This is a genomic window from Zemynaea arenosa, assembly GCF_004614185.1.
Classification (GTDB): Bacteria; Pseudomonadota; Gammaproteobacteria; order Burkholderiales; family Burkholderiaceae_D; genus Telluria; species Telluria arenosa.
Window position 1 is genome coordinate 1 of the sequence record NZ_SPVF01000222.1, and the last position, 19146, is coordinate 19146.

Consider the following 19146-nt stretch of genomic DNA (forward strand, 5'->3'; position numbering starts at 1 on the left):
ACCAAGCACCAACGCCGAGCACCAGCACACCCGCCGCAGCGGCGCTCATGCCCGCTTTAAGATTGCCCGCCGCGGCGCGCGTGCGGCCCACCGCGTTCGCGACATTTGTGGCGAGGGCACGCGCGAGCGCGCCTGCGCCGCCGCTTATTACATCATCGTTGCCGGCAGCACCAGGACCAGGCGCCGGTGCCAGCGTCGTCGACGCCGTCGGCGCGCCACTGGCGGACGCCAGATCGAGCCCCATCAGCCCCGCAAACTCCGCGATCGACCGGGGCCGGTCGTCCGGTTTGACCGCCAGCCCCTTATCGATCGCCGCCAGGAACGCCTGGCTGAACCCCTCCACCGCGCTCCCCGCCAACGGGACCAGCGGATCCTTCAGCATCCGCCCCACCGCCGCCGCCGGCGCGCTGCCGGTCACCGCAAAATACATCACCGCCGCCAGCGAATAGATGTCCGTCCACGGCCCCTGCGGCATCGCATCGTCATTCGCGTACTGCTCCACCGGCGCATAGCCCGGCTTCAAAATCACGGTCAGCGCCGAGTTCATGCCCGAGACGATCTGGCGCGCCGCCCCAAAGTCCAGCAGCACCGCCGCCCCATTCGGCAGGATCACGATGTTCTCCGGCGAGATGTCGCGATGCAGGATGTTCGACGCATACAAGGCTTCCAGCGCCCCCAGCATGGGCTGCAAGATCGAACGCAGCGCCGCCTCATCGAGCGGCTCTCCAGCCTCACGCGCCTCCAGCACCACACTCTTGAAGGTGCGCCCCTCGTAATAGCGCATCGCCATGTACGCCGTCCCCTGGTCCTCCCAGAAGCGGTACACCTTGACCAGGGCCGGATGATCGAAGCGCGCCAGCAGCCGCGCCTCGTTGATAAAGCTCCGCAGCCCCGCCTTGAACGCATCTTCGTGCCGCTGCGCGCGCACCGCGATGAAGCCGTCCGCGGACCGCGCCGCCAGCGTGGACGGCATGTACTCCTTGAGCGCCACGGTGCGCTGAAGCGAGTGGTCGAACGCCAGATAGACGATGCCGAAGCCACCTTCCCCGATCACCCCCGTGATCTCGAATTCGGCCAGCCGCGTCCCTACCGGCAGGCAGTTCTCCGACCCCGGAGGAATCACGCCGCGATCCATAGCACCTGCCCCGTAAAGTTGTCGCGGCCTGCCGCCGCGGTGGAATCGGCGGCCGCGCACAGGGCGGCCAGCCAGTCGTCCGCACTCATGGCGCGCGCCAGGCATGCCTCCATGGTGGCCTCGGTCACGCGTTCCCACAGCCCGTCCGTGCAAACCAGCAGCGCGTCGCCCGGCACCAGGTCGAGCGGCGGCTGGATGCTGGCGGACGGCTGGCCTTCCACGCCGATGGCCGCATACAGCACGCTGCGCTGCGCATGGGTGCGCGGGTCGGTATCCTTGGCCAGCCCCGCGTCAATGAACTGCTGCGCGAGACTGTGGTCGCGCGTCACCTGCCGCACCCGCCCGCCGCGGAACAAATAGACCCGCGTATCGCCCACGTGCGCCCAGCACGCCCGCGCCTTCGCGCTGTCGACCAGCAGTACGGCGAGCGTCGCATGCATGGACGCCAGCGTTGGATCCGCGAGCTTCATGCGCACCACCGCGTCCGAGGCTCCCGCCACGCAGGCATTCAAGGTCTCTACATTCAACGCAGGCTGCTGCGTGAACGCGCCCAGCGCGCTGTCCACCACCGTGCGCGCCGCGACGGCGCCACCTTCGTGCCCGCCCGCGCCATCGGCCATGACGTAGCATCCGATGCCGGCGGCATAGCTCTCGCCAAAGGCGTCCTGGTTGACGTCCCGGTCACCGATGCCGGTGATGCGGGCGCTGGAAATGCTCAGGCGCGTTGGCTGAAAGCGGTCATTCATGGTGCTGCCCATCCCGTGGTTACTGTGCGTCCAGCGCGCGCTCGTAGGCCGCGGTAAAAGCCGCGCCGAGCGCCGTTTCAAAATGCTGCGTCACCTCTGCGCGCGTCTCCGCATGCAGCGCGCAGTAACGCTCCCACAGCGCCGCCTTGCGCCGCGCTGGCACCAGCACATTGAGCAAGCCGCCGCGCGGCGCACTGTCTTCCAGCGGCTCCGGCGCCAGGCGCTCGACGGCCGCCGCCACCGCGCCTTGCATGCCCGCCACCACGCATTGCTGGTGCGTGGCCAGGTCGGCAAAGGCGTCGGCCAGCGCTTCCTCCGGTCCCATAAAGCCCGGCATTTTCTTGCGCAGCATCTGGGTGAGGGCGGTCTGCCCGTCCGGCAGGAACTTAAGCGGGTTGTTATTGCGGACCACGACCATGGTCTTGTCGGCGTTGACGTCGCGCTTCAACTGGGAACGCGCGGCCAGCAGATTGCACGCGCCATCGACCGAGGTCGCCAGCAGGCGGCCCGCCAGTTCCATGAACTCGGGCGTCATCTGCCAGTTGATGGCCACACCCTCCAGCCCCGCGCCGCGCAAGAAGGCCGCCATCAGGTCATCTGGAGTGGCGGACGGGGAAGGCGCGGCGCTGAGTGTTGTCATCTGCATAAACAGGATAACGGTAGGGTTTTTTGGAACCACAGGGTAGCAGTAGAAATTGCCGCACGGCAAGCAAACTCTCGGGTTTTGATGACGCTTTTGCAGCTCAGTGTTCCTTTTGCGCAATTTGTCGCAAAAGTCGCCCGCCGTTCGCCACCGCCGCTTACAGTCGCGGCTCGTTAAAAAGGAGATTCCATGTCCACACGCTTTTGGCTGGCCGGCCTGCTGTTCGGCGCCGCTTGCGCATCCCGCGCGGCCGATGTCAATACGCTACTCGCACAAACCCGCAGCGCCTACGGCCCGAGTGCCAGCTGGGAGCGCGTCCGCTTCCTGCGCGCGGAGGGCGAGCAGTCCGGCGAAGGCCTCACGGGCAAGGTGAGCTGGCTGGTCGACCGCGCGTCCGGCCAGTTCAAGCGCTCGGCGGACGTGGGCGACTACCGCGCCGCCGAAGGCATGGACGCGCAGGGCCGCTGGCGCCAGGATGGTTCCGGCGGCTGGCACCCGCTCGATAGCGACGAAGCGAAAGCCGTCGCCGTCAGCGAAGCCTGGCTGGCCCGCATGGCCTGGCTGGACCGGCAGGACCGCGCGGTATGGAGCGGCGGTGACGAGGTCACGGAGCAGGGCGTGACCCTGGACCGGATCGTGGCTGCTCCGCCGCACGGCCGCGCCGTCACCTTGTACCTGGACCACCGCACCCATCTCGTGCAGCGCGCCGAGATGCCCATCTCCACCAGCACCTGGGTGCAGCGCTACGAGGGCTACCACGCCGTGGGCGGCCTGACCCTCCCGGCCCGCATCTCGACCAATTCGGATGGTGACAACGACGTGCTGCTGACCGTCTCCGCCTGGTCCACACCCGCCAGCGTGGAAGCCAGCGCCTTCGCGCGCCCGGCGTGGAAGGCCAATGCTTCGCCCACCGTGACGGTGCCGATCACCATCGGCAAGCGCCTGCTGATCAACGCGACTATCGATGGCAAGGGGCCGTTCCCGTTCGTGCTCGATACCGGCGGCCAGGCCATCCTGACGAAGAAGGCCGCCGCGGCGCTCGGCCTGACCGGCAAGCAGGCGGGCGAGCTTTCCGGCGTCGGGGGCGCGTCCGTCTCCACCGCCTCCGCCATGGTGCGGGACCTGAACATCGGTGGCGCTGCGCTGCACGATGTGCCTTTCCTGATCTTCCCGATGCCGCCTTCGTTCAGCGCCAATGGCGACGGGCCGGAAGTCGCTGGCGTCCTCGGTCTGGAGGTGTTCGAGCAGTTCGCGGTGCGCTTCGACTTCCCCCGCGGGACGGCGACCCTGACCCCGCTGGCCACCTATCGCGGCGAACTGGATGGCGCGGTCAAGGTCCCACTGCGCTTCACGGAAGATGTGCCGCTGGTCGCAGGCGCCATCAACGGCAGCGCGGGCTGGTTCGCGGTCGACACGGGCAACAACAGCACCTTCACCGTGCAGGGCAAGTTCGCCAGGGCGCATGGACTGGACAAGGCTTTCGAAGGCGGCCGCAAGATCACGGTGAAGTCGGGCGTGGGCAGCCAGGCCACCCACTACGCGGGCCAGCTGGCGCGCGTGGAGCTGGGCAGCATCGCCTTCGAGAACCTGGAGGCGGCGGTGGCCTACGACGAAGCCGGCCCGTTCTCCTCGACCTCCGAGGCGGCCAACCTGGGCCTGCGCCAGCTGAAGGACTATATCGTCACCTTCGACTACCGCAACGGCACCATGTCCCTCGCGCGGCCGCAAAAATAGGGGGCGGTTGCCAGAACAGGCAGCTTTGGGCAGAATGGAAATATCGCAATGCAGCAAATTCCGCCCAAGGACCTCATGTACCGCCCGATCCAGAAATCCAACAAGCTCGCCGACGTCTGCTACGACATCCGTGGCCCGGTGCTCGAGAAAGCCCGCCAGATGGAGGATGAGGGGCACCGCATCATCAAGCTCAATATCGGCAACCTGGCGGTGTTCGGCTTCGACCCGCCGGACGAAATCGTCCATGACATGATCCGCAATCTGCATGGCGCGGCGGGGTACACCGATTCCAAGGGCATGTTCGCACCGCGCAAGGCGGTGATGCACTACACGCAGGAAAAGAAGATCGAGGGCGTGACCATCGAGGACATCTACCTCGGCAACGGCGCCTCGGAACTGATCGTGATGGGCATGAATGCGCTGCTCAACTCCGGCGACGAAGTGCTGGTCCCCGCGCCGGATTACCCGCTGTGGACCGCGGCCGTCACGCTCTCGGGCGGCAATCCGGTGCACTACGTGTGCGACGAGCAGGCCGGCTGGCTGCCCGATATCGAGGACATGCGCCGCAAGATCACGCCGCACACGCGCGCGATCGTGGTGATCAACCCGAACAACCCCACCGGCGCGCTGTACCCGAAAGAGGTCCTGCTGGACATCATCGAACTGGCGCGCCAGCACCAGCTGATCGTCTTCGCCGACGAGATCTATGACAAGACTCTCTACGACGGCGAGACCCACACCTCCATCGCTTCGCTGGCCGACGACGTCCTGTTCATCACGCTGAACGGCCTGTCGAAGAACTACCGCTCCTGCGGCTACCGCGCTGGCTGGATGGTGGTGTCGGGCGAGAAGCGGCATGCCAAGGATTACATCGAAGGCCTCACCATGCTGGCCTCGATGCGTTTGTGCGCGAACGCGCCGGGCCAGTATGCGATCCAGACTGCGCTCGGTGGCTACCAGTCCATCCAAGATTTGGTCGGCCCCGGCGGGCGGCTGCTCAAGCAGCGCGACCTCGCGCATCAATTACTGTCCGAGATCCCGGGTGTCACCTGCGTCAAGCCAAAAGCGGCTCTGTACATGTTCCCGCGACTGGACCCCAAGGTCTACCCGATCGCGGATGACCAGCAGTTCGTGTATGAGCTGCTGGCCGAGGAAAAGGTGCTGATCGTGCAGGGCACGGGTTTCAACTGGATCGCGCCGGATCACTTCCGCGTCGTGTTCCTGCCGAACCAGGACGACCTCACGGATTCGATGCGGCGCATTGCGCGCTTCCTCGAAGGCTACCGCCGCCGCCACGGGACGGACTGACACCAAAAGATTAGGATCGCTTGAGAATGAAACCCATCAGAGTAGGCCTGGTTGGCCTGGGCACGGTCGGTACCGGAACGTTTGAAGTCCTGCGGCGCAACCAGGCGGACATCCGCCGCCGCGCCGGCCGGGGCATCGAGATCACCCTGATCGCGGCCCGCAACGTCGCGCGCGCGCAATCGATTGTGGGCGACGCCATCCCGGTGGTGCCGGACTGGCAGTCGGTCGTGGACAGCCCGGACATCGACATCGTCGTGGAGCTGATCGGTGGCTACGAGACCTCCAAGGAGCTGGTGCTGCGCGCCATCGCCAACGGCAAGCACGTGGTCACCGCGAACAAGGCGCTGCTGGCGCTGCACGGCAACGAGATCTTCCAGGCCGCGCAGGACAAAGGAGTCATGGTGGCTTTCGAGGCCGCGGTGGCCGGCGGCATCCCGATCATCAAGGCGCTGCGCGAAGGCCTGACCGCCAACCGTATCGAAGCCATCGCCGGCATCATCAACGGCACCACCAACTTCATCCTCTCGGAGATGCGCGAGAAGGGACTGGATTTTGCGACCGTGCTGCGCCAGGCGCAGGAACTCGGGTACGCGGAAGCCGATCCCACGTTCGACATCGAAGGCGTCGATGCGGCGCACAAGGCGACCATCATGTCCGCCATCGCGTTCGGCATTCCGGTGCAGTTCGAAAAGGCGTACGTGGAAGGCATCAGCAAGCTGCAGGCCAAGGACATCCGCTACGCCGAGCAGCTGGGCTACCGCATCAAGCTGCTGGGCATCACCAAGCGCGCTGTGGTCAATGGCACCGAGGGCATCGAGCTGCGCGTGCATCCGACGCTCATCCCCTGCAAGCGCCTGATCGCCAATGTGGAAGGAGCGATGAATGCGGTGCTGGTGAATGCCGATGCGGTGGGCGCCTCGATGTACTACGGACGCGGCGCGGGTGGCGAGCCGACGGCATCCGCGGTGATCGCGGACCTGGTGGACATCACCCGCCTGGCCACGGCCGATCCGGAATCGCGCGTGCCCCACCTGGCGTTCCAGCCGAACCAGATGACGGACGTGCAGATCCTGCCGATGTCCGAGATCACCACCAGCTACTACCTGCGCGTGTATGTGAAGGACCAGCCGGGCGTGATGGCGGACCTGACGCGCATCCTGGCCGATGCCACCATCTCCATCGACGCGGTGCTGCAGAAGGAGCCGGGCGAGGGCGAGACCCGCACCGACATCATCATGCTCACGCACCAGACGCAGGAAAAGAACATCGACGCGGCGATTGCCAAGATCGAGCGGCTGCCGACGGTGGTCGGTACCGTCACGCGGATCCGCCTGGAGAACCTGAGCTAAGGTCCGATGCTGCCGCCTGCGCCTGTGCCAATCCTCGGCGCGGGCAGGCGGCTTTCGTAGTCGCGCAATGCGTCCGCCACGGCAGTTCGGCGCGGAGCGGGGTCGGACGTGACCACATGGGCCCAGTGTAATTACAGATTGACGATGAAGTCGCGCGCCGCTGGGTCGCGTGCGTGGATGAACCTGCGTATCGATTCCACGGTCATCGTATCGATCTGGCCGGCCATGCGGCGGCCGAAGGGGTGATCGTCGAAGGCCACGTTGGCCTTGAACATGCGGGCGCCGAGACGGGTGGGCGCATCGATCTGCACCGTCACCGGCGCATAGCCAGCCCATTTCAGCCAGGCCTGGGCCTGGGCGCGGGTGCTGTCCGGCTTGTCCGAGACGGCGGCGGCATAGGTCTCCAGCACCCACTGGTTAGAGTTCTGGTATTGCGTCGCGAAGGCGTAGGCCAGCATGTTGTAGCGCGGCTCGTGCATGTGCAGTCCGCTGCGCGCGGCCAGCATCTGCGCGAGCTTGCGCTGTTCGTCCTTGCCTGGCACGACGACCAGCGCCTCGTAGGCGAACATATCGTCGAGGAAGAAGTTACCGAGGCCTTCGTCGAACAGCGTGGACTGCGCGGTGCCGCACTGGTTCAATTCATGCACCACCAGCCAGCGACCCTTGGGATGATCGCGCCACACGTAGGCCATGTGCGAATAGCGCAGGCCGTACTTGCCGAGGTCCTGCCCCACGCGGGCGATCAGGGCGACTTCGGCATCCGAAGTGTCGAGCGTGTGATAGACCTTGGCCGCGATGTCCATGCCCTGGCGGATCGTGGCCGGGTCCAGCGGCTTGGGTTCGCAGTTGGTGCCTGCATGCGCCGGGGCCTGCTGCGCGTAGGCGAAAGCCGCGGCCAGGGCCACGGTGCGGGCGAGGGCGCGCAGGCGCCCGGTCAGGCGCGGTGTCATGCCTTGGCGGGCGAGTGGTGGAGCAGGGCCTTGCCCAGTTCATTCGGCACAAAGGCCAGCACTTGGCCGGAGGCGACCAGCAGGTAGCCCGTCGACAGCACGCTGACGCTGACCGCCGTGCCGGTGGCGACGGACAGGTTTCGCGCCGCCTTGCCGGTCAGCTTGAGAGAGGCTTCGGCGCCGTCGCTGGCGCCCTTGAGCACCACAGTCGCCACTTCGCCCGACGCCTCGACTCCGGCGACCACGATGTTGGCCGATGCGGCCAGTGCGGACAGGCTGCCCACCGCCACCATCGCACCGCTCTCGGACAGGAACTCGGAGGCCCGCGACATATCGCGGCTCGCGTCTCCCTCGGCATGGGCAGGGCTCACGACGGCCGTCAGTGCGGCGCTGGCCAGGAGCAGGTGGGCGATGAGTTTCATGGTTGCCTCTGGAATGAACAAACGTGCCAGCATCCTGAGGTGCCTCAAAAATAATGGCAATACGCTAAAAACTCGTATCGCTTTTCCGGCTCCGAAGTATTACCATCCGCTACTTGGATAACCGGAGGAAACTTTATGGCCCATGCCATTACACTCGTCGATACCTTGAAGCGGCTGCTCAAGGCGCGTGGCATCAAGTACAGCGACCTCGCCACGCGTATCCAGATGTCGGAGGCCAGCGTGAAGCGCATGTTTTCCCAGAAGAGTTTTACCCTGCAGCGGTTGGACGAAGTGCTGGTCGCCGCCGGGATCTCCTTCGATGAATTGTCGGAGGCCCTGGAAGGCCCATCCCTGATCACCAACCTCACCCTGCAGCAGGAGCGCGAGATCATCAGCGATCCGAAGCTGCTGGTGGTCGCGGTGTCGGCGATGAACGGCTACGGCTTCGAGGCCATCGTCCACGAGTACGCGATGGACGCGGCCGAAGTCACGCGGCATCTGTTGAAGCTGGACCGCATCGGCTTCCTTGAGCTGCTGCCGAACAACCGCGTCAAGCTGCTGATCGCGCGCGACTTCCACTGGCTGGCCGATGGCCCGATCCAGACCTGGTTCCGCAGCGAGGCGGCGGGCGACTTCCTGAATTCCAGCTTTGGCGGTCCGCTGGAATCCATGCAGCTGGTGAACCTGATGCTGACCACCCAGTCGATCAATGCGCTGCGCGAGCGCCTCAAGCAGGTCGCCACCGACTTCGCCCAGCAGCACCAGCATGAATCCCGCTTGCCGATGCACGACAAGCACGCGGTCAGCATGATGGTGGCGGCGCGGCCGTGGATTCCGCAGGCTTTCAAGAAGCTGCGCCGGGCCGGCAACTAACACTTGTGGAGTGACAGATGGCTCAATCCAACCAGTTTTCCCTGCTCGGGCAGCGCCGCTTCGGTCCCTTCTTCTGGACCCAGTTCCTCGGCGCCTTCAACGACAACCTGTTCAAGACTGCGCTGCTGGTGGCTCTCACCTACGACGCGGCCAGCTGGACCGACATGTCGCTGTCCACGCTCACCAACCTGATTCCGGGCCTGTTCATCCTGCCCTACGTGCTGTTCTCGGCCACTGCGGGGCAGATCGCGGAGAAGGTTGAAAAGGCCAAGCTGTCACGCTTCGTCAAGCTGCTGGAGATTGGCATCATGCTGGTGTGCGGGGCAGGCTGGCTCACGCACACCCTCTGGCTGCTGATCGCGGGCGTGGTTGGCATGGGCGTGCACTCCACGCTGTTCGGGCCTGTGAAGTACGCCTACCTGCCGCAGAACCTCAAGCCGGAAGAACTGGTGGGCGGCAATGGCGTGATCGAGATGGGTACCTTCGTCGGCATCCTGCTCGGCCAGGTGCTGGGCGACGTGCTGGTGATGTGGCAGCCGTACGGCATTCAGCTGGTTGCGGGCGGCACGCTGGTGGTGGCGGTCCTCGGGCTGCTGGCCAGTTCGCGCATTCCGTTGTCGCCCGCACCGGCGCCGGAGCTCAAGGTCAACCTTAATTTCCTGACCGAGTCGGTCCGTAATATCGCGTTCTCCAAGCAGAACCGCACCGTGTTCCTGTCCATGCTGGGCAACTCGTGGTTCTGGTTCTACGGCGCCATCGTGCTGGCCCAGTTCCCGGTCTTTGCCAAAGATTACCTCCATGGCGAGCACAGCGTGTTCGTGCTGCTGCTGACGGTCTTCTCGATCGGGATTGGTATCGGCTCGCTGCTGTGCGAGAAGCTGTCCGGTCATAAGGTGGAGATAGGACTGGTCCCATTCGGGTCTATCGGGCTGTCCCTGTTTGGTATTGACCTCTACCTGGCCTGCCAGCACTACACGAATACGGCCACAGTCGATGCGTTCGCGCTGCTGCACCAGCCGGGCGTGCCGCGCATCCTGGCGGACATCGTGCTGCTGGGCGTGTTCGGCGGCTTCTTCATCGTGCCGCTGTTCGCACTGATCCAGACCCGCTGCGACCCCAAGCACATCTCGCGCACCATCGCGGGCATGAACATCCTGAATGCACTGTTCATGGTGGTGGCGGCCGGCGTGGCGGTGGCGCTGCTCAAGGCCGGGCTCACGATCCCCGAGCTGTTCCTGGCCACGGCGGTGATGAATGCGCTGGTGGCGATTTACATCTTCTCGCTGGTGCCGGAATTCCTGATGCGCTTCCTGGCCTGGCTGCTGATTCACACCATTCATCGCGTCAAGACCGTGGACACGCATCTGATCCCGGAGGAGGGCGCAGCGGTCCTGGTCTGCAACCACGTGAGCTATGTCGACGCGATCGTGATCGGCGCCGCCAGCCCGCGGCCAATCCGCTTCGTTATGGATCACAAGATCTTCAAGACGCCGTTCCTCGGCTGGATCTTCCGCACCGCGCGTGCCATTCCGATTGCGCCGGCCAAAGACGATCCGTGGCTGATGGAGAAGGCCTTCGTGGACATCGCCCATGCGCTGCATGACGGAGAGCTGGTCTGCATCTTCCCCGAAGGGCGCCTCACCAGCACCGGCGAGATGAACGAGTTCAAAGGCGGCATCGCCAAGATCGTCGAGCGCAGCAAGGTGGCGGTGATCCCGATGGCGCTGCGTGGCCTGTGGGGCAGCCTGCTTACGCGGGACAAGACCAACGTCTTCGAACGCTCCTTCACGCGCGGGTTCCGCTCGCAGCTGGCGCTGGCGGTTGGCGCGCCGGTGGCACCCGACGAGGCCACGCCCGAGTATTTGCGCGACCGCGTGCTGGCACTGCGCGGCGACTGGAAATAGGGGAGCGCGACAAAACGTGGCAAAACCCTAACTCGACCTGCTATAATGCGGCCTCTTTGTCGGGGCGTAGCGCAGCCTGGTAGCGTACCTGCATGGGGTGCAGGGGGTCGGAGGTTCGAATCCTCTCGCCCCGACCAAAGACTGACAAATGGGCCAGCTCACGCTGGCCTTTTGTTTTTTTGCTGCCGTAGGCAGTCAGATGATACGCATGGGCCAGCACACGCTGGCCTTTTTGGTTTCCAGGTTGCGGGCGGGATTGGACGATTCGGCCTGCGCCGAACCATCGCGTCGACGAATGGCGCTACCTTGTGCTTTTCGCACAAATCTCGCTGCCATGAACCTGACTTTGAGCGCCATGCTGATTCCTCTCTACGCCGCCGCATCTATCGCCGCCGCCGCACCTGTACCCAATCCGGAGGTGTTGTCGACCTCTAGCCATCGCCCCGGCCTGGCCCTGCGCGTCCTGCACCAGCCGCCGGCGCAAGCAAGCACCCACCCGCCGGTCCTCTTCATCCATGGTTCCTCGTTCCCTTCCGAGCTGGCCTTTGCCTTCCCGATGGATGGCGAATCCTGGACCACCGTGATGGCCCGCGCCGGCTACGACACCTGGGCCCTCGACTTTCTCGGCTACGGCCACTCCGACCGCTACCCCGAGATGCAGTCCACGGCACCAGCCGATCCACCCGGCCGCGCGCGCAACGTGCAGGCCGACATCGACCATGCCGTGGACCTGATCCGCGCCCGCACCGGCCAGCCCAAGGTCACGCTGATCGCCCACTCCTGGGGCGGTTCCGTCGCCGCTCTCTACACCCAGAACCACGTTGAAAAGGTGGCTGCGCTGGTGCTCTTCGCCGCCGTCACGCCGCGCTTTCCGGCGCAAGCGGCGCAGTCCAATGCCGCCGTTTCGACGCCGGCCGCGGAACCCGAGCGCATCACGCATGCCGCCAACGACATGACGCCCGCGGAGCGCATCCGCCTGATGGACAGCCTGCGCCCGGCGGGCCAGCCGCACGCTTTGGCGCCGGACGTTTTCACCACCTGGGGCCCGCGCTGGCTCGCCTCCGACCCGCTGGCCACCGCCAGCCACGCGCCCACCGTCCGCTTCCCGGCAGGCCCGGACCAGGACATCGCCGACCTGCAGTCCGGCCGCTCCTATTACGACCCCGCGCGCATCACGGTGCCCACGCTGCTGGTCCGCGGCGCGTGGGATAGCTGGCCGTCCGCCGCTGACTACACCTGGCTGCAGGACCACCTCACGTCCGCCCCGTCCCGGAAAATGGTCGTCATCCCCCAAGGCACCCACGTCCTGCACCTCGAACGCAATCGCCACCAACTCTACGAGGCCGTGCTGGACTTCCTGTCATCGCTTCCACGCTGAGGTCGCGCCATGCTACATTGGCGCCCCTTTCATATCCGAAGTCGCCCATCATGCGTGGTTTGCTGGTCCTGCTGTTTCTCCTTTCGATCTCCCATGTCCACGCCGAAGAAGGATTCGCGCACCTGCAATCGGGACCGCTGCCGGTAGGCTGGAAGGTCGTCCAGCAGTACGACACCACCCGCGCATACCGCGGCCAGTTCGATGCGGTCACCGGCCAGCCGGTCAAGGGCGAACGCGCGCGGCCCATGCAGATGCTCGTCTGGTACCCGGCGCAGAAGTCGGCCAACCGTAGCACCTACGCTGACTATGTGCGCACGCAGGCAACGGACGAGGACTTCAGCGTCACCGGCAAGGCGGCGAACGGCTTCGTGGACACGCAATTGAAAGCCGCCAGCGCCACCATTGGCGCGAACGCGGCCCACGCAGCCTTCGGCCAGCGCATGTGGGCGGAGCGCGATGCGGCACCACGTTCGGGCAAGTATCCAGTGGTGCTGTACGCGGCCGGCGTCGGCGGCGTCGCGCACGAAGCCGCGGACATCGCGGAATACCTGGCCAGCCGCGGCTACGTCGTCATCGCCAGCCGCAGCCTGGGGACGCGTGCGGCACTGATGAACGCCGATGCGGAAGGCTTGGAGTCCCAGGCCGGGGACATCGAATACCTGCTGTCGTACGCCACCACGCTCCCGCAAGCGGACATGGCCCATGTGGCGGCGATAGGCTGGAGTTGGGGCGGCCTGGCGAACGTCTTCGCGGCCGTGCGCGACAACCGCATTGGAGCGCTGGTCAGCTTCGATGGCACGCGTGAGCCGGAGCACACGCGGCGTATCCCGCCGGAGCAGCTGACCGTTCCGTGGCTCTACGTCCAGCGTCACCCGCAGACCGTGTCGCAGCTGAGCCGCGCCGGTATCGAGACTTCCTTCAGCCTACTGAACGAGGCGCGCTACGCAGACGTCTATCAACTCACCATGTACCCCATGCAGCACGTCGATTTCTCGTCTGCGCTCCTGCGCTTCCAGCGTCCAGCCGCGTTCACCGAGTACGCGCGGAGCGAGGTCGTGGAGGCCTACGGCTGGACAGTGCGCTACGTGCTGGCGTTCCTCGATGCGCACATGAAGAACGACGCGCAGGCGGTGGCCTTCCTTGGCCAGGCTCCGGTGCGCAACGGTGTGCCGGCCCACATGGCGCGGATCGAGCGTACGCCTGCCGAGAAGGGACCGGTGCCCAGCCGCGAAGGCTTGGCCGCAGCACTGAACCAGCAAGGTTTTGCGCACGCCGAAGAGATCTATGGCGCTATGCACAAGGCGCGTCCCACCTTCAGCTTGTCCGAGCGCGACATCAATAGCTGGGGCTACGACTTGCTGGCCGCGGACGCCGATCGTTCGAAAGCCCTCGCCATCTTCAAGCTCGGAATCTCGCTCTATCCCGAGAGCGCCAACTTGCACGACAGCCTCGGTGAAGCCTTCGAAGTGGCCCGCGACGTGCCCCAAGCCCTGGCCAGCTACCGCCGCTCACTGTCCCTCAACCCGGCCAACACCCACGCCTCCACCCGCATCACAGCCTTGACCGCATCCACCTCCGCCACGCACTGAGTTCTTTTACTTCGATGTGGCGGTATCGATGACCGCGGCGTCCCTGGGCGCGGGAAGGGCGCCGCGCGCTGCGCGGGACTTGAGGGAGATGAAGGGCTTTTCGACCAGGTGCCAGCTGAGGAAGCCGAGGACCAGCGAACCCGCCAGTGAGGCGGCGATCAGCACACCGGGCGTGATCCCGGCGAACCACAGGATGAGAAGCTTCTGCACCGGCCAGCCGTAAAGGTAGACGCCGTACGAGATGTCCGGCCAGCCGCGCGCCGCGGCGGCACCAGCACGCGCGGGCGCCCGCATGAACGCGACGAAGAACAGCAGATAGCCTCCGCACAGCGCCACCGCCAGCTCCACGCCGGGAGCCCAGGTCAACCCGGCCAGCAACCCGGCCAGCGCGCCGAGGGCGAGCCGGCGTTCGTAGGGCAGGGCGGCGCGATAGGTGTAGAACAGCGCCCCCACCGCAAAGCAGAACCCGACCCGGATGGCCCCCTGGACTTTCCAGTACCCCGGTACATCCACATGCACACACCGCTGCAGCACGTACAACGCAAACAGCGCGAGCGCGAGCCCCACCAGTACCCGCCGCCGCTGCAGCAGCCCGCTGAGCCCCAGCCCGAGCACCCCCATGTAGCATCCAAATTCCAGCGCAATCGTCCAGAGCGACCCATTGACGACCGGGTAGGGCGTGCCCGCGAACGCGCCCGGTGCCACCGGTGGCCGCAGCACGAGCAGGTCGCGCAGCACGGCCCACCACGACATGTCCACCGCACGCGCGGACGAACCAGTTGCCAGCGGTCCCACCACGAAAATGCACAGCAGCGACGCCACCACGAAGCCCGGATAAATGCGCAGCACCCGATTGCGCAGATACGCCAGCGCCGACGGGCAGGCGTACCAGCTCTGGGTGATAAGATAGCCGCTCACGAGGAAGAAGCCATCTACGGCCAGCTCCCCGCAACTGAGCGTGCCGAAGATCTGAGTCAGCACTTCGCGCGAGCGGTCCCCATCGATCAGCTCCGGCGAATGCGCCACGATCACGAGGCTCGCCAGCACCAGCCGGATGAGGTGAAAGTGATTGTTGCGGCCCGCCCGGACGGCCCGCCGGCCCAGTGTTTCGACAGTCATACAGCACCCCGGCATGCGAAAGCGACGAGTGACAGTAAGCCGCCGCGCCGCGCCCGGACTTGTGGCGCCTCAAACCCATCCAGCGGAGAACAACCATGAACACACACCGCATCGCCGTCATCCCCGGCGACGGCATCGGCAAGGAAGTCATGCCCGAAGGCCTGCGCGTGCTGGAAGCGGCCGCGCGCCGCTTCGGCATCGGCCTCGAATTCACCCACATCGACTGGGCCAGCTGCGACTACTACCAGCAGCACGGACGCATGATGCCGGACGACTGGCGCGCCCAAGTTGAAGACTGCGAGGCGATCTACTTCGGCGCCGTCGGCTGGCCCGCGACGGTGCCGGACCACATCTCGCTGTGGGGGTCCCTGCTCAAGTTCCGCCGCGACTTCGACCAGTACGTGAACCTGCGCCCCGTGCGCCTGATGCCGGGTGTGCCTTGCCCGCTCGCGAACAAGCAAGCCGGCGACATCGACTTCTACGTGGTGCGCGAGAACACCGAGGGCGAATACTCCTCCGTCGGCGGCAAGATGTTCGAGGGGACCGAACGCGAATTCGTGCTGCAGGAGTCCATCTTCACGCGCCAGGGCGTGGACCGCATCCTCAAATATGCCTTCGAACTGGCCGCCACGCGAGCGCGCCGCCACCTCACCGCCGCCACCAAGTCGAATGGCATCGCCATCTCCATGCCCTACTGGGACGAGCGCGTGGCTGCCATCGCCGAGACCTACCCGAATGTCACCTGGGACAAGCAGCACATCGACATCCTGTGCGCCCGCTTTGTGCTGCAGCCGGAGCGCTTCGACGTGGTGGTCGCCTCCAACCTGTTCGGCGACATCTTGTCCGACCTCGGCCCCGCGTGCACCGGCACCATCGGGATCGCGCCCTCGGCGAATCTCGACCCGGAGCGCCGCTTCCCCTCGCTGTTCGAGCCCGTGCACGGCTCCGCGCCAGACATCTACGGCCGCAACATCGCCAACCCGATCGCGATGATCTGGTCCGGCGCGATGATGCTGGACTTCCTCGGTCAGGGCCAGGACCACTACCGCGCCGCGCACGATGCCATCCTCGCCGCCATCGAGCACACGTTGAAGGCTGGTCCCCGCACGCCGGACCTGGGCGGCAGCGCGTCGACCAAGGAGGTGGGTGAAGCCATCGCTGCGCATCTGGAGGCCGCCGCGCGCGCAAACTGAGTGCCGGTTGGTGGTGCACTGCTACAATCCGTCACTCATCCAGTGAGGCCTTCATGCACGACTCGCCGTACATCCTCCGCCAGGTCCCGCAGCGCCAGGACGATGCCAAACCCTTCGTCCATCCGCTGAACCCGGACGCGACGCGCGCCGGCCTGTCCCTGGGCGACGCGACCGGCCTCACGCAGCTGGGCGTGCACCTGACCGTGCTGCGCCCGGGAGAACTGAGCACCGAGCCGCACAGCCACGAATTCGTGGACGAATTCCTGTTCATCCTGTCCGGCCACGGCCAGCTGACGCTCGGCACCGAACTGCACCCGGTACGGGCCGGAGACTTCATCGGCTGCCCCGCCCATGGCCCGGCGCATGCATTGCGCAATGACGGGACCGAGAACCTGGTGTACCTGGTTGGCGGCGGCCGCCCGCCGTTCGACGTCGTCAACTATCCGCGCCTGGAAAAGCGCCTGTACGTCGTCCAGCGGCCCGATGGCCGCCACGGCGACTTCGTGGATCTGAAAGATCTGGACCCCCGCTGACCACCCGCGCGCCGCCTTGCCCCACGGTCGGGTAAGGTAGGGTGAGCACCAGCGAAATCCGCCCCGCACACAAGACGACCGTTAATGACTCAAGACCACCAGGTTGGCCTCGACAACTGCGCCAACGAACCGATCCACATTCCCGGGCTGATCCAGCCGCATGGCGCCCTGCTGGTGTTCGACCAGGGGCTGACGCTGGCCGGGTGGAGTGACAACGCCGCCGCGCTGCTTGGCGTGCCAGTACGCGATGGTTTGCCGCTGGCCGAGGCCATCCCCAGTGCCGAGGCCCGGGCCCTGGTCGAAGCCTGCCGCGCTGGCGCCGAAGACTGCCTGCCGACCATGGTGGAGGTGCTGGCGCAGGGGCGCGCGGTCGACTGCGTGGTGCACGGCGCGGGCGGGCTGGTGGTGGCCGAGTTCGAGCTGCGCCACCAGAGTGCGGAAGAAGTGTCGGCCTACGCGCTCAAGGCCCATGCAGCCATCGAACGCGTCAAGCGCCACCGCACGGTCGACGCGATGCTGCAGTTCGCGGCCGACCAGGTACGCGCGCTCACCGGCTTCGACCGGGTGATGGCGTACCGTTTCCGCCACGACGACAGCGGCGACGTGGTGGCCGAGTCGGTGGTCCCAGCGCTCAAGCCCTTCCTCGGCCAGCGCTATCCGGCCAGCGACATCCCGGCCCAGGCGCGCCGCCTGTACACGATCAACACCCTGCGGCTGATCGCGGACACGCACTATGCCCCGGTCGGCGTGCAGATGCGCGCGGGCCTCGGACCGCTGGACATGAGCCATTCGATCCTGCGCAGCGTCTCGCCGATCCACATCGAATACCTGCACAACATGGGCGTCGGCGCGTCGATGAGCATTTCGCTGGTGGTCAACGGTCGCCTGTGGGGCCTGATCGCCTGCCACCACACCGGCGCGCGCCAGCCCGCGTATTCGATCCGCCTGGCTTGCGACATCCTCGGCCAGGTGCTGGCGGCGAACGTGCAGGGCACCCTGACACGCGAGGCGGCCGAACACACGGCCCAAGTGGCGGACCTGCGGGCGCGCCTGGTCGAGACCCTGCACGTGGAGGACGATCTGCTGTACGCGTTGTGCCGCCACGTGCGTGAGCTGGCCGCGGTGCTGGACGGCCCGGCGCTGCTGCTGTCCCTGAACGGCAAGCTGCAGGTGCATGGCGAGGTGCCCGAGGAGCTGGCGCGCGCGGTTCTCGCCTCGCTGCCGCCGGGCGGGGATGCCGTGATCCAGCGCCACCACCGCGATGAATGGCCGGAGGATGTGCGCACCAGAATCGGCCCGTGGGTCGGCCTGCTGGCCCTGAACTACGACCCCTCTCAGCTCGGCTGGATCGTCGCGCTGCGCCCGGAGCAGGTGGAAACCGTGCGCTGGGGCGGACGCCCGGAAAAGCAGCTCGCGCACGGCCCGCTCGGCCCGCGCCTCACGCCGCGCGGCTCGTTCGACGAATGGGTGGAGACGGTGCGCGACAGCGCCGAGCCATGGCGCGCGGAGCAGGTGCTGGCCGCCGAACAGCTGCTGGGCGAAGTGCGGCGCGCCGTGATGAGCCGCCACGCCGAGACCGAGCGCGCGCGCATGCAGCTGCTGGCGATGCTGGGCCACGATTTGCGCGATCCGCTGCAGACCATCAGCATGGCCGCGAGCGTGCTGCAGCAGGGCGCGGGCGGGGAGGCACTGGGCCAGCGCATCGAACGTTCGAGCGGCCGCATGCAGCGTCTCATCAGCCAGGTGATGGACATGAGCCGGCTGGAAGGCGGGGCGGGGCTGCAGGTGCACTTGCGCGCCGTGCCGCTCAAGCGCCTGCTGGAAGACCTGCTGGATGAAGCGCGCGTGGCCCATCCCGGCACCAGTTATGTGCTCGATGCGCCTGGCGAGATCGACATCCAGGCCGACCCGGACCGCATCGCCCAGGTGTGCAGCAACCTGCTGTCCAACGCACGCCACTACGGCACGCCGGGCCAACCGGTGCGGGTACAGCTGCGCCGCGCCAACGGTTACGCCGAACTGGCCGTGGCCAACTTCAGTGACCCGATCCCCGCCGCCTCGGAACGCCAGCTGTTCGCGCCCTTCAAGCGCATTGGCGAAACCCACACGCGCAACCGCCTGGGCCTCGGCATCGGCCTGTACATCAGCTCAGAGATCGCCCGCGCGCACGGGGGACGCATCGGCTATCACTATGCGGACGGGCAGGTTGTGTTTACGGTGACCCTGCCCGTCACCCCGGGCGCGCCGTGAATAAGAACAAGGCGGCACTT

At 66.3% G+C, this 19146-nt stretch carries 17 protein-coding genes and 1 tRNA gene; 11 read left to right on the forward strand and 7 right to left on the reverse strand.

What is annotated here, in order from left to right; all coding sequences use genetic code 11:
• The 3 genes from E4L96_RS17320 to tagH all read right to left on the reverse strand — a co-directional run.
• On the reverse strand, window positions 1-1135 hold a 1135-nt coding region (locus tag E4L96_RS17320; protein WP_135208465.1), incomplete at its 3' end, for a serine/threonine-protein kinase.
• A complete protein-coding gene (locus tag E4L96_RS17325) occupies window positions 1120-1881 on the reverse strand; it encodes a PP2C family protein-serine/threonine phosphatase (RefSeq protein WP_167758722.1) in 762 nt (253 codons plus the stop codon). The genes E4L96_RS17320 and E4L96_RS17325, both read right to left, overlap by 16 nt.
• A 19-nt stretch (window positions 1882-1900) precedes the next feature.
• Complete coding sequence (gene tagH / locus E4L96_RS17330) at window positions 1901-2521, reverse strand: type VI secretion system-associated FHA domain protein TagH (protein WP_167758723.1); 621 nt, start codon at window positions 2519-2521, stop codon at window positions 1901-1903.
• A 192-nt stretch (window positions 2522-2713) separates the two neighbouring features.
• Between tagH and E4L96_RS17335 the strand changes: the two genes are divergently transcribed.
• Genes E4L96_RS17335 through E4L96_RS17345 form a run of 3 tightly spaced genes read left to right on the forward strand, consistent with a single transcriptional unit; the run spans window position 2714 to window position 6915 of the window.
• The gene (locus E4L96_RS17335) at window positions 2714-4258 is read left to right on the forward strand and encodes a retropepsin-like aspartic protease (RefSeq protein ID WP_135208468.1); all 1545 of its coding nucleotides are present in this window, start codon (window positions 2714-2716) and stop codon (window positions 4256-4258) included.
• A gap of 48 nt (window positions 4259-4306) precedes the next feature.
• The gene (locus E4L96_RS17340; protein ID WP_307721653.1) at window positions 4307-5566 is read left to right on the forward strand and encodes a pyridoxal phosphate-dependent aminotransferase; all 1260 of its coding nucleotides are present in this window, start codon (window positions 4307-4309) and stop codon (window positions 5564-5566) included.
• Between the two features lie 26 nt (window positions 5567-5592).
• Window positions 5593-6915, forward strand: coding sequence for a homoserine dehydrogenase (locus E4L96_RS17345; RefSeq protein WP_135208469.1), 1323 nt, complete (start codon window positions 5593-5595; stop codon window positions 6913-6915).
• 131 nt (window positions 6916-7046) lie between these two features.
• Here E4L96_RS17345 and E4L96_RS17350 read toward each other — a convergent pair whose 3' ends face one another.
• A complete protein-coding gene (locus E4L96_RS17350; protein ID WP_135208470.1) occupies window positions 7047-7865 on the reverse strand; it encodes a DUF2145 domain-containing protein in 819 nt (272 codons plus the stop codon).
• Window positions 7862-8287: a hypothetical protein gene (locus E4L96_RS17355; protein ID WP_135208471.1), complete on the reverse strand. Its 426-nt coding sequence runs from the start codon at window positions 8285-8287 to the stop codon at window positions 7862-7864. Before E4L96_RS17355 ends, E4L96_RS17350 begins: the two co-directional genes overlap by 4 nt.
• Before the next feature lie 135 nt (window positions 8288-8422).
• Between E4L96_RS17355 and E4L96_RS17360 the strand changes: the two genes are divergently transcribed.
• From E4L96_RS17360 to E4L96_RS17370, 3 genes are all read left to right on the forward strand, one after another.
• Entirely contained in the window at window positions 8423-9160 is a 738-nt protein-coding gene (locus E4L96_RS17360) for a helix-turn-helix domain-containing protein (protein ID WP_135208472.1), read from the forward strand.
• 17 nt (window positions 9161-9177) lie between these two features.
• Window positions 9178-11064 carry an MFS transporter gene (locus E4L96_RS17365; RefSeq protein WP_135208473.1) on the forward strand — a complete coding sequence of 629 codons (1887 nt, stop codon included), beginning with the start codon at window positions 9178-9180 and terminating at the stop codon, window positions 11062-11064.
• Between the two features lie 60 nt (window positions 11065-11124).
• A tRNA-Pro gene (locus E4L96_RS17370) sits at window positions 11125-11201 on the forward strand.
• A gap of 58 nt (window positions 11202-11259) precedes the next feature.
• Here E4L96_RS17370 and E4L96_RS23835 read toward each other — a convergent pair.
• The gene (locus E4L96_RS23835) at window positions 11260-11421 is read right to left on the reverse strand and encodes a hypothetical protein (protein WP_167758724.1); all 162 of its coding nucleotides are present in this window, start codon (window positions 11419-11421) and stop codon (window positions 11260-11262) included.
• On the opposite strand from E4L96_RS23835, the gene E4L96_RS17375 reads away from it, so the two are divergent.
• Both E4L96_RS17375 and E4L96_RS17380 read left to right on the forward strand, forming a co-directional pair.
• The gene (locus tag E4L96_RS17375) at window positions 11420-12442 is read left to right on the forward strand and encodes an alpha/beta hydrolase (protein WP_167758725.1); all 1023 of its coding nucleotides are present in this window, start codon (window positions 11420-11422) and stop codon (window positions 12440-12442) included. The genes E4L96_RS23835 and E4L96_RS17375 overlap by 2 nt on opposite strands.
• A 50-nt stretch (window positions 12443-12492) precedes the next feature.
• Window positions 12493-14031 carry a dienelactone hydrolase family protein gene (locus tag E4L96_RS17380; RefSeq protein WP_135208475.1) on the forward strand — a complete coding sequence of 513 codons (1539 nt, stop codon included), beginning with the start codon at window positions 12493-12495 and terminating at the stop codon, window positions 14029-14031.
• Between the two features lie 6 nt (window positions 14032-14037).
• Here the strand turns inward: E4L96_RS17380 and E4L96_RS17385 are convergent, their stop codons facing one another.
• Entirely contained in the window at window positions 14038-15150 is a 1113-nt protein-coding gene (locus E4L96_RS17385) for an acyltransferase family protein (RefSeq protein ID WP_167758726.1), read from the reverse strand.
• 95 nt (window positions 15151-15245) lie between these two features.
• Here E4L96_RS17385 and E4L96_RS17390 point away from each other — a divergent pair, with 95 nt between their 5' ends.
• The 3 genes from E4L96_RS17390 to E4L96_RS17400 all read left to right on the forward strand — a co-directional run bounded on the left by E4L96_RS17390 (window position 15246) and on the right by E4L96_RS17400 (window position 19126).
• Entirely contained in the window at window positions 15246-16343 is a 1098-nt protein-coding gene (locus E4L96_RS17390) for a tartrate dehydrogenase (protein WP_135208477.1), read from the forward strand.
• Window positions 16344-16396: 53 nt separating this feature from the next.
• Complete coding sequence (locus E4L96_RS17395) at window positions 16397-16876, forward strand: cupin domain-containing protein (protein ID WP_135208478.1); 480 nt, start codon at window positions 16397-16399, stop codon at window positions 16874-16876.
• Window positions 16877-16960: 84 nt separating this feature from the next.
• Window positions 16961-19126, forward strand: a complete 2166-nt coding sequence (locus E4L96_RS17400) for an ATP-binding protein (protein ID WP_135208479.1) — start codon at window positions 16961-16963, stop codon at window positions 19124-19126.
• Window positions 19127-19146 lie beyond the last annotated feature (20 nt).

Coding starts and splice junctions, on each gene's coding strand:
- E4L96_RS17325 (WP_167758722.1), bottom strand. CDS start 1,881: ATGAATGACCGCTTTCAGCCAACGCGCCTGAGCATTTCCAGCGCCCGC.
- tagH (WP_167758723.1), bottom strand. CDS start 2,521: ATGACAACACTCAGCGCCGCGCCTTCCCCGTCCGCCACTCCAGATGAC.
- E4L96_RS17335 (WP_135208468.1), top strand. CDS start 2,714: ATGTCCACACGCTTTTGGCTGGCCGGCCTGCTGTTCGGCGCCGCTTGC.
- E4L96_RS17340 (WP_307721653.1), top strand. CDS start 4,307: ATGCAGCAAATTCCGCCCAAGGACCTCATGTACCGCCCGATCCAGAAA.
- E4L96_RS17345 (WP_135208469.1), top strand. CDS start 5,593: ATGAAACCCATCAGAGTAGGCCTGGTTGGCCTGGGCACGGTCGGTACC.
- E4L96_RS17350 (WP_135208470.1), bottom strand. CDS start 7,865: ATGACACCGCGCCTGACCGGGCGCCTGCGCGCCCTCGCCCGCACCGTG.
- E4L96_RS17355 (WP_135208471.1), bottom strand. CDS start 8,287: ATGAAACTCATCGCCCACCTGCTCCTGGCCAGCGCCGCACTGACGGCC.
- E4L96_RS17360 (WP_135208472.1), top strand. CDS start 8,423: ATGGCCCATGCCATTACACTCGTCGATACCTTGAAGCGGCTGCTCAAG.
- E4L96_RS17365 (WP_135208473.1), top strand. CDS start 9,178: ATGGCTCAATCCAACCAGTTTTCCCTGCTCGGGCAGCGCCGCTTCGGT.
- E4L96_RS17375 (WP_167758725.1), top strand. CDS start 11,420: ATGCTGATTCCTCTCTACGCCGCCGCATCTATCGCCGCCGCCGCACCT.
- E4L96_RS23835 (WP_167758724.1), bottom strand. CDS start 11,421: ATGGCGCTCAAAGTCAGGTTCATGGCAGCGAGATTTGTGCGAAAAGCA.
- E4L96_RS17380 (WP_135208475.1), top strand. CDS start 12,493: ATGCGTGGTTTGCTGGTCCTGCTGTTTCTCCTTTCGATCTCCCATGTC.
- E4L96_RS17385 (WP_167758726.1), bottom strand. CDS start 15,150: ATGACTGTCGAAACACTGGGCCGGCGGGCCGTCCGGGCGGGCCGCAAC.
- E4L96_RS17390 (WP_135208477.1), top strand. CDS start 15,246: ATGAACACACACCGCATCGCCGTCATCCCCGGCGACGGCATCGGCAAG.
- E4L96_RS17395 (WP_135208478.1), top strand. CDS start 16,397: ATGCACGACTCGCCGTACATCCTCCGCCAGGTCCCGCAGCGCCAGGAC.
- E4L96_RS17400 (WP_135208479.1), top strand. CDS start 16,961: ATGACTCAAGACCACCAGGTTGGCCTCGACAACTGCGCCAACGAACCG.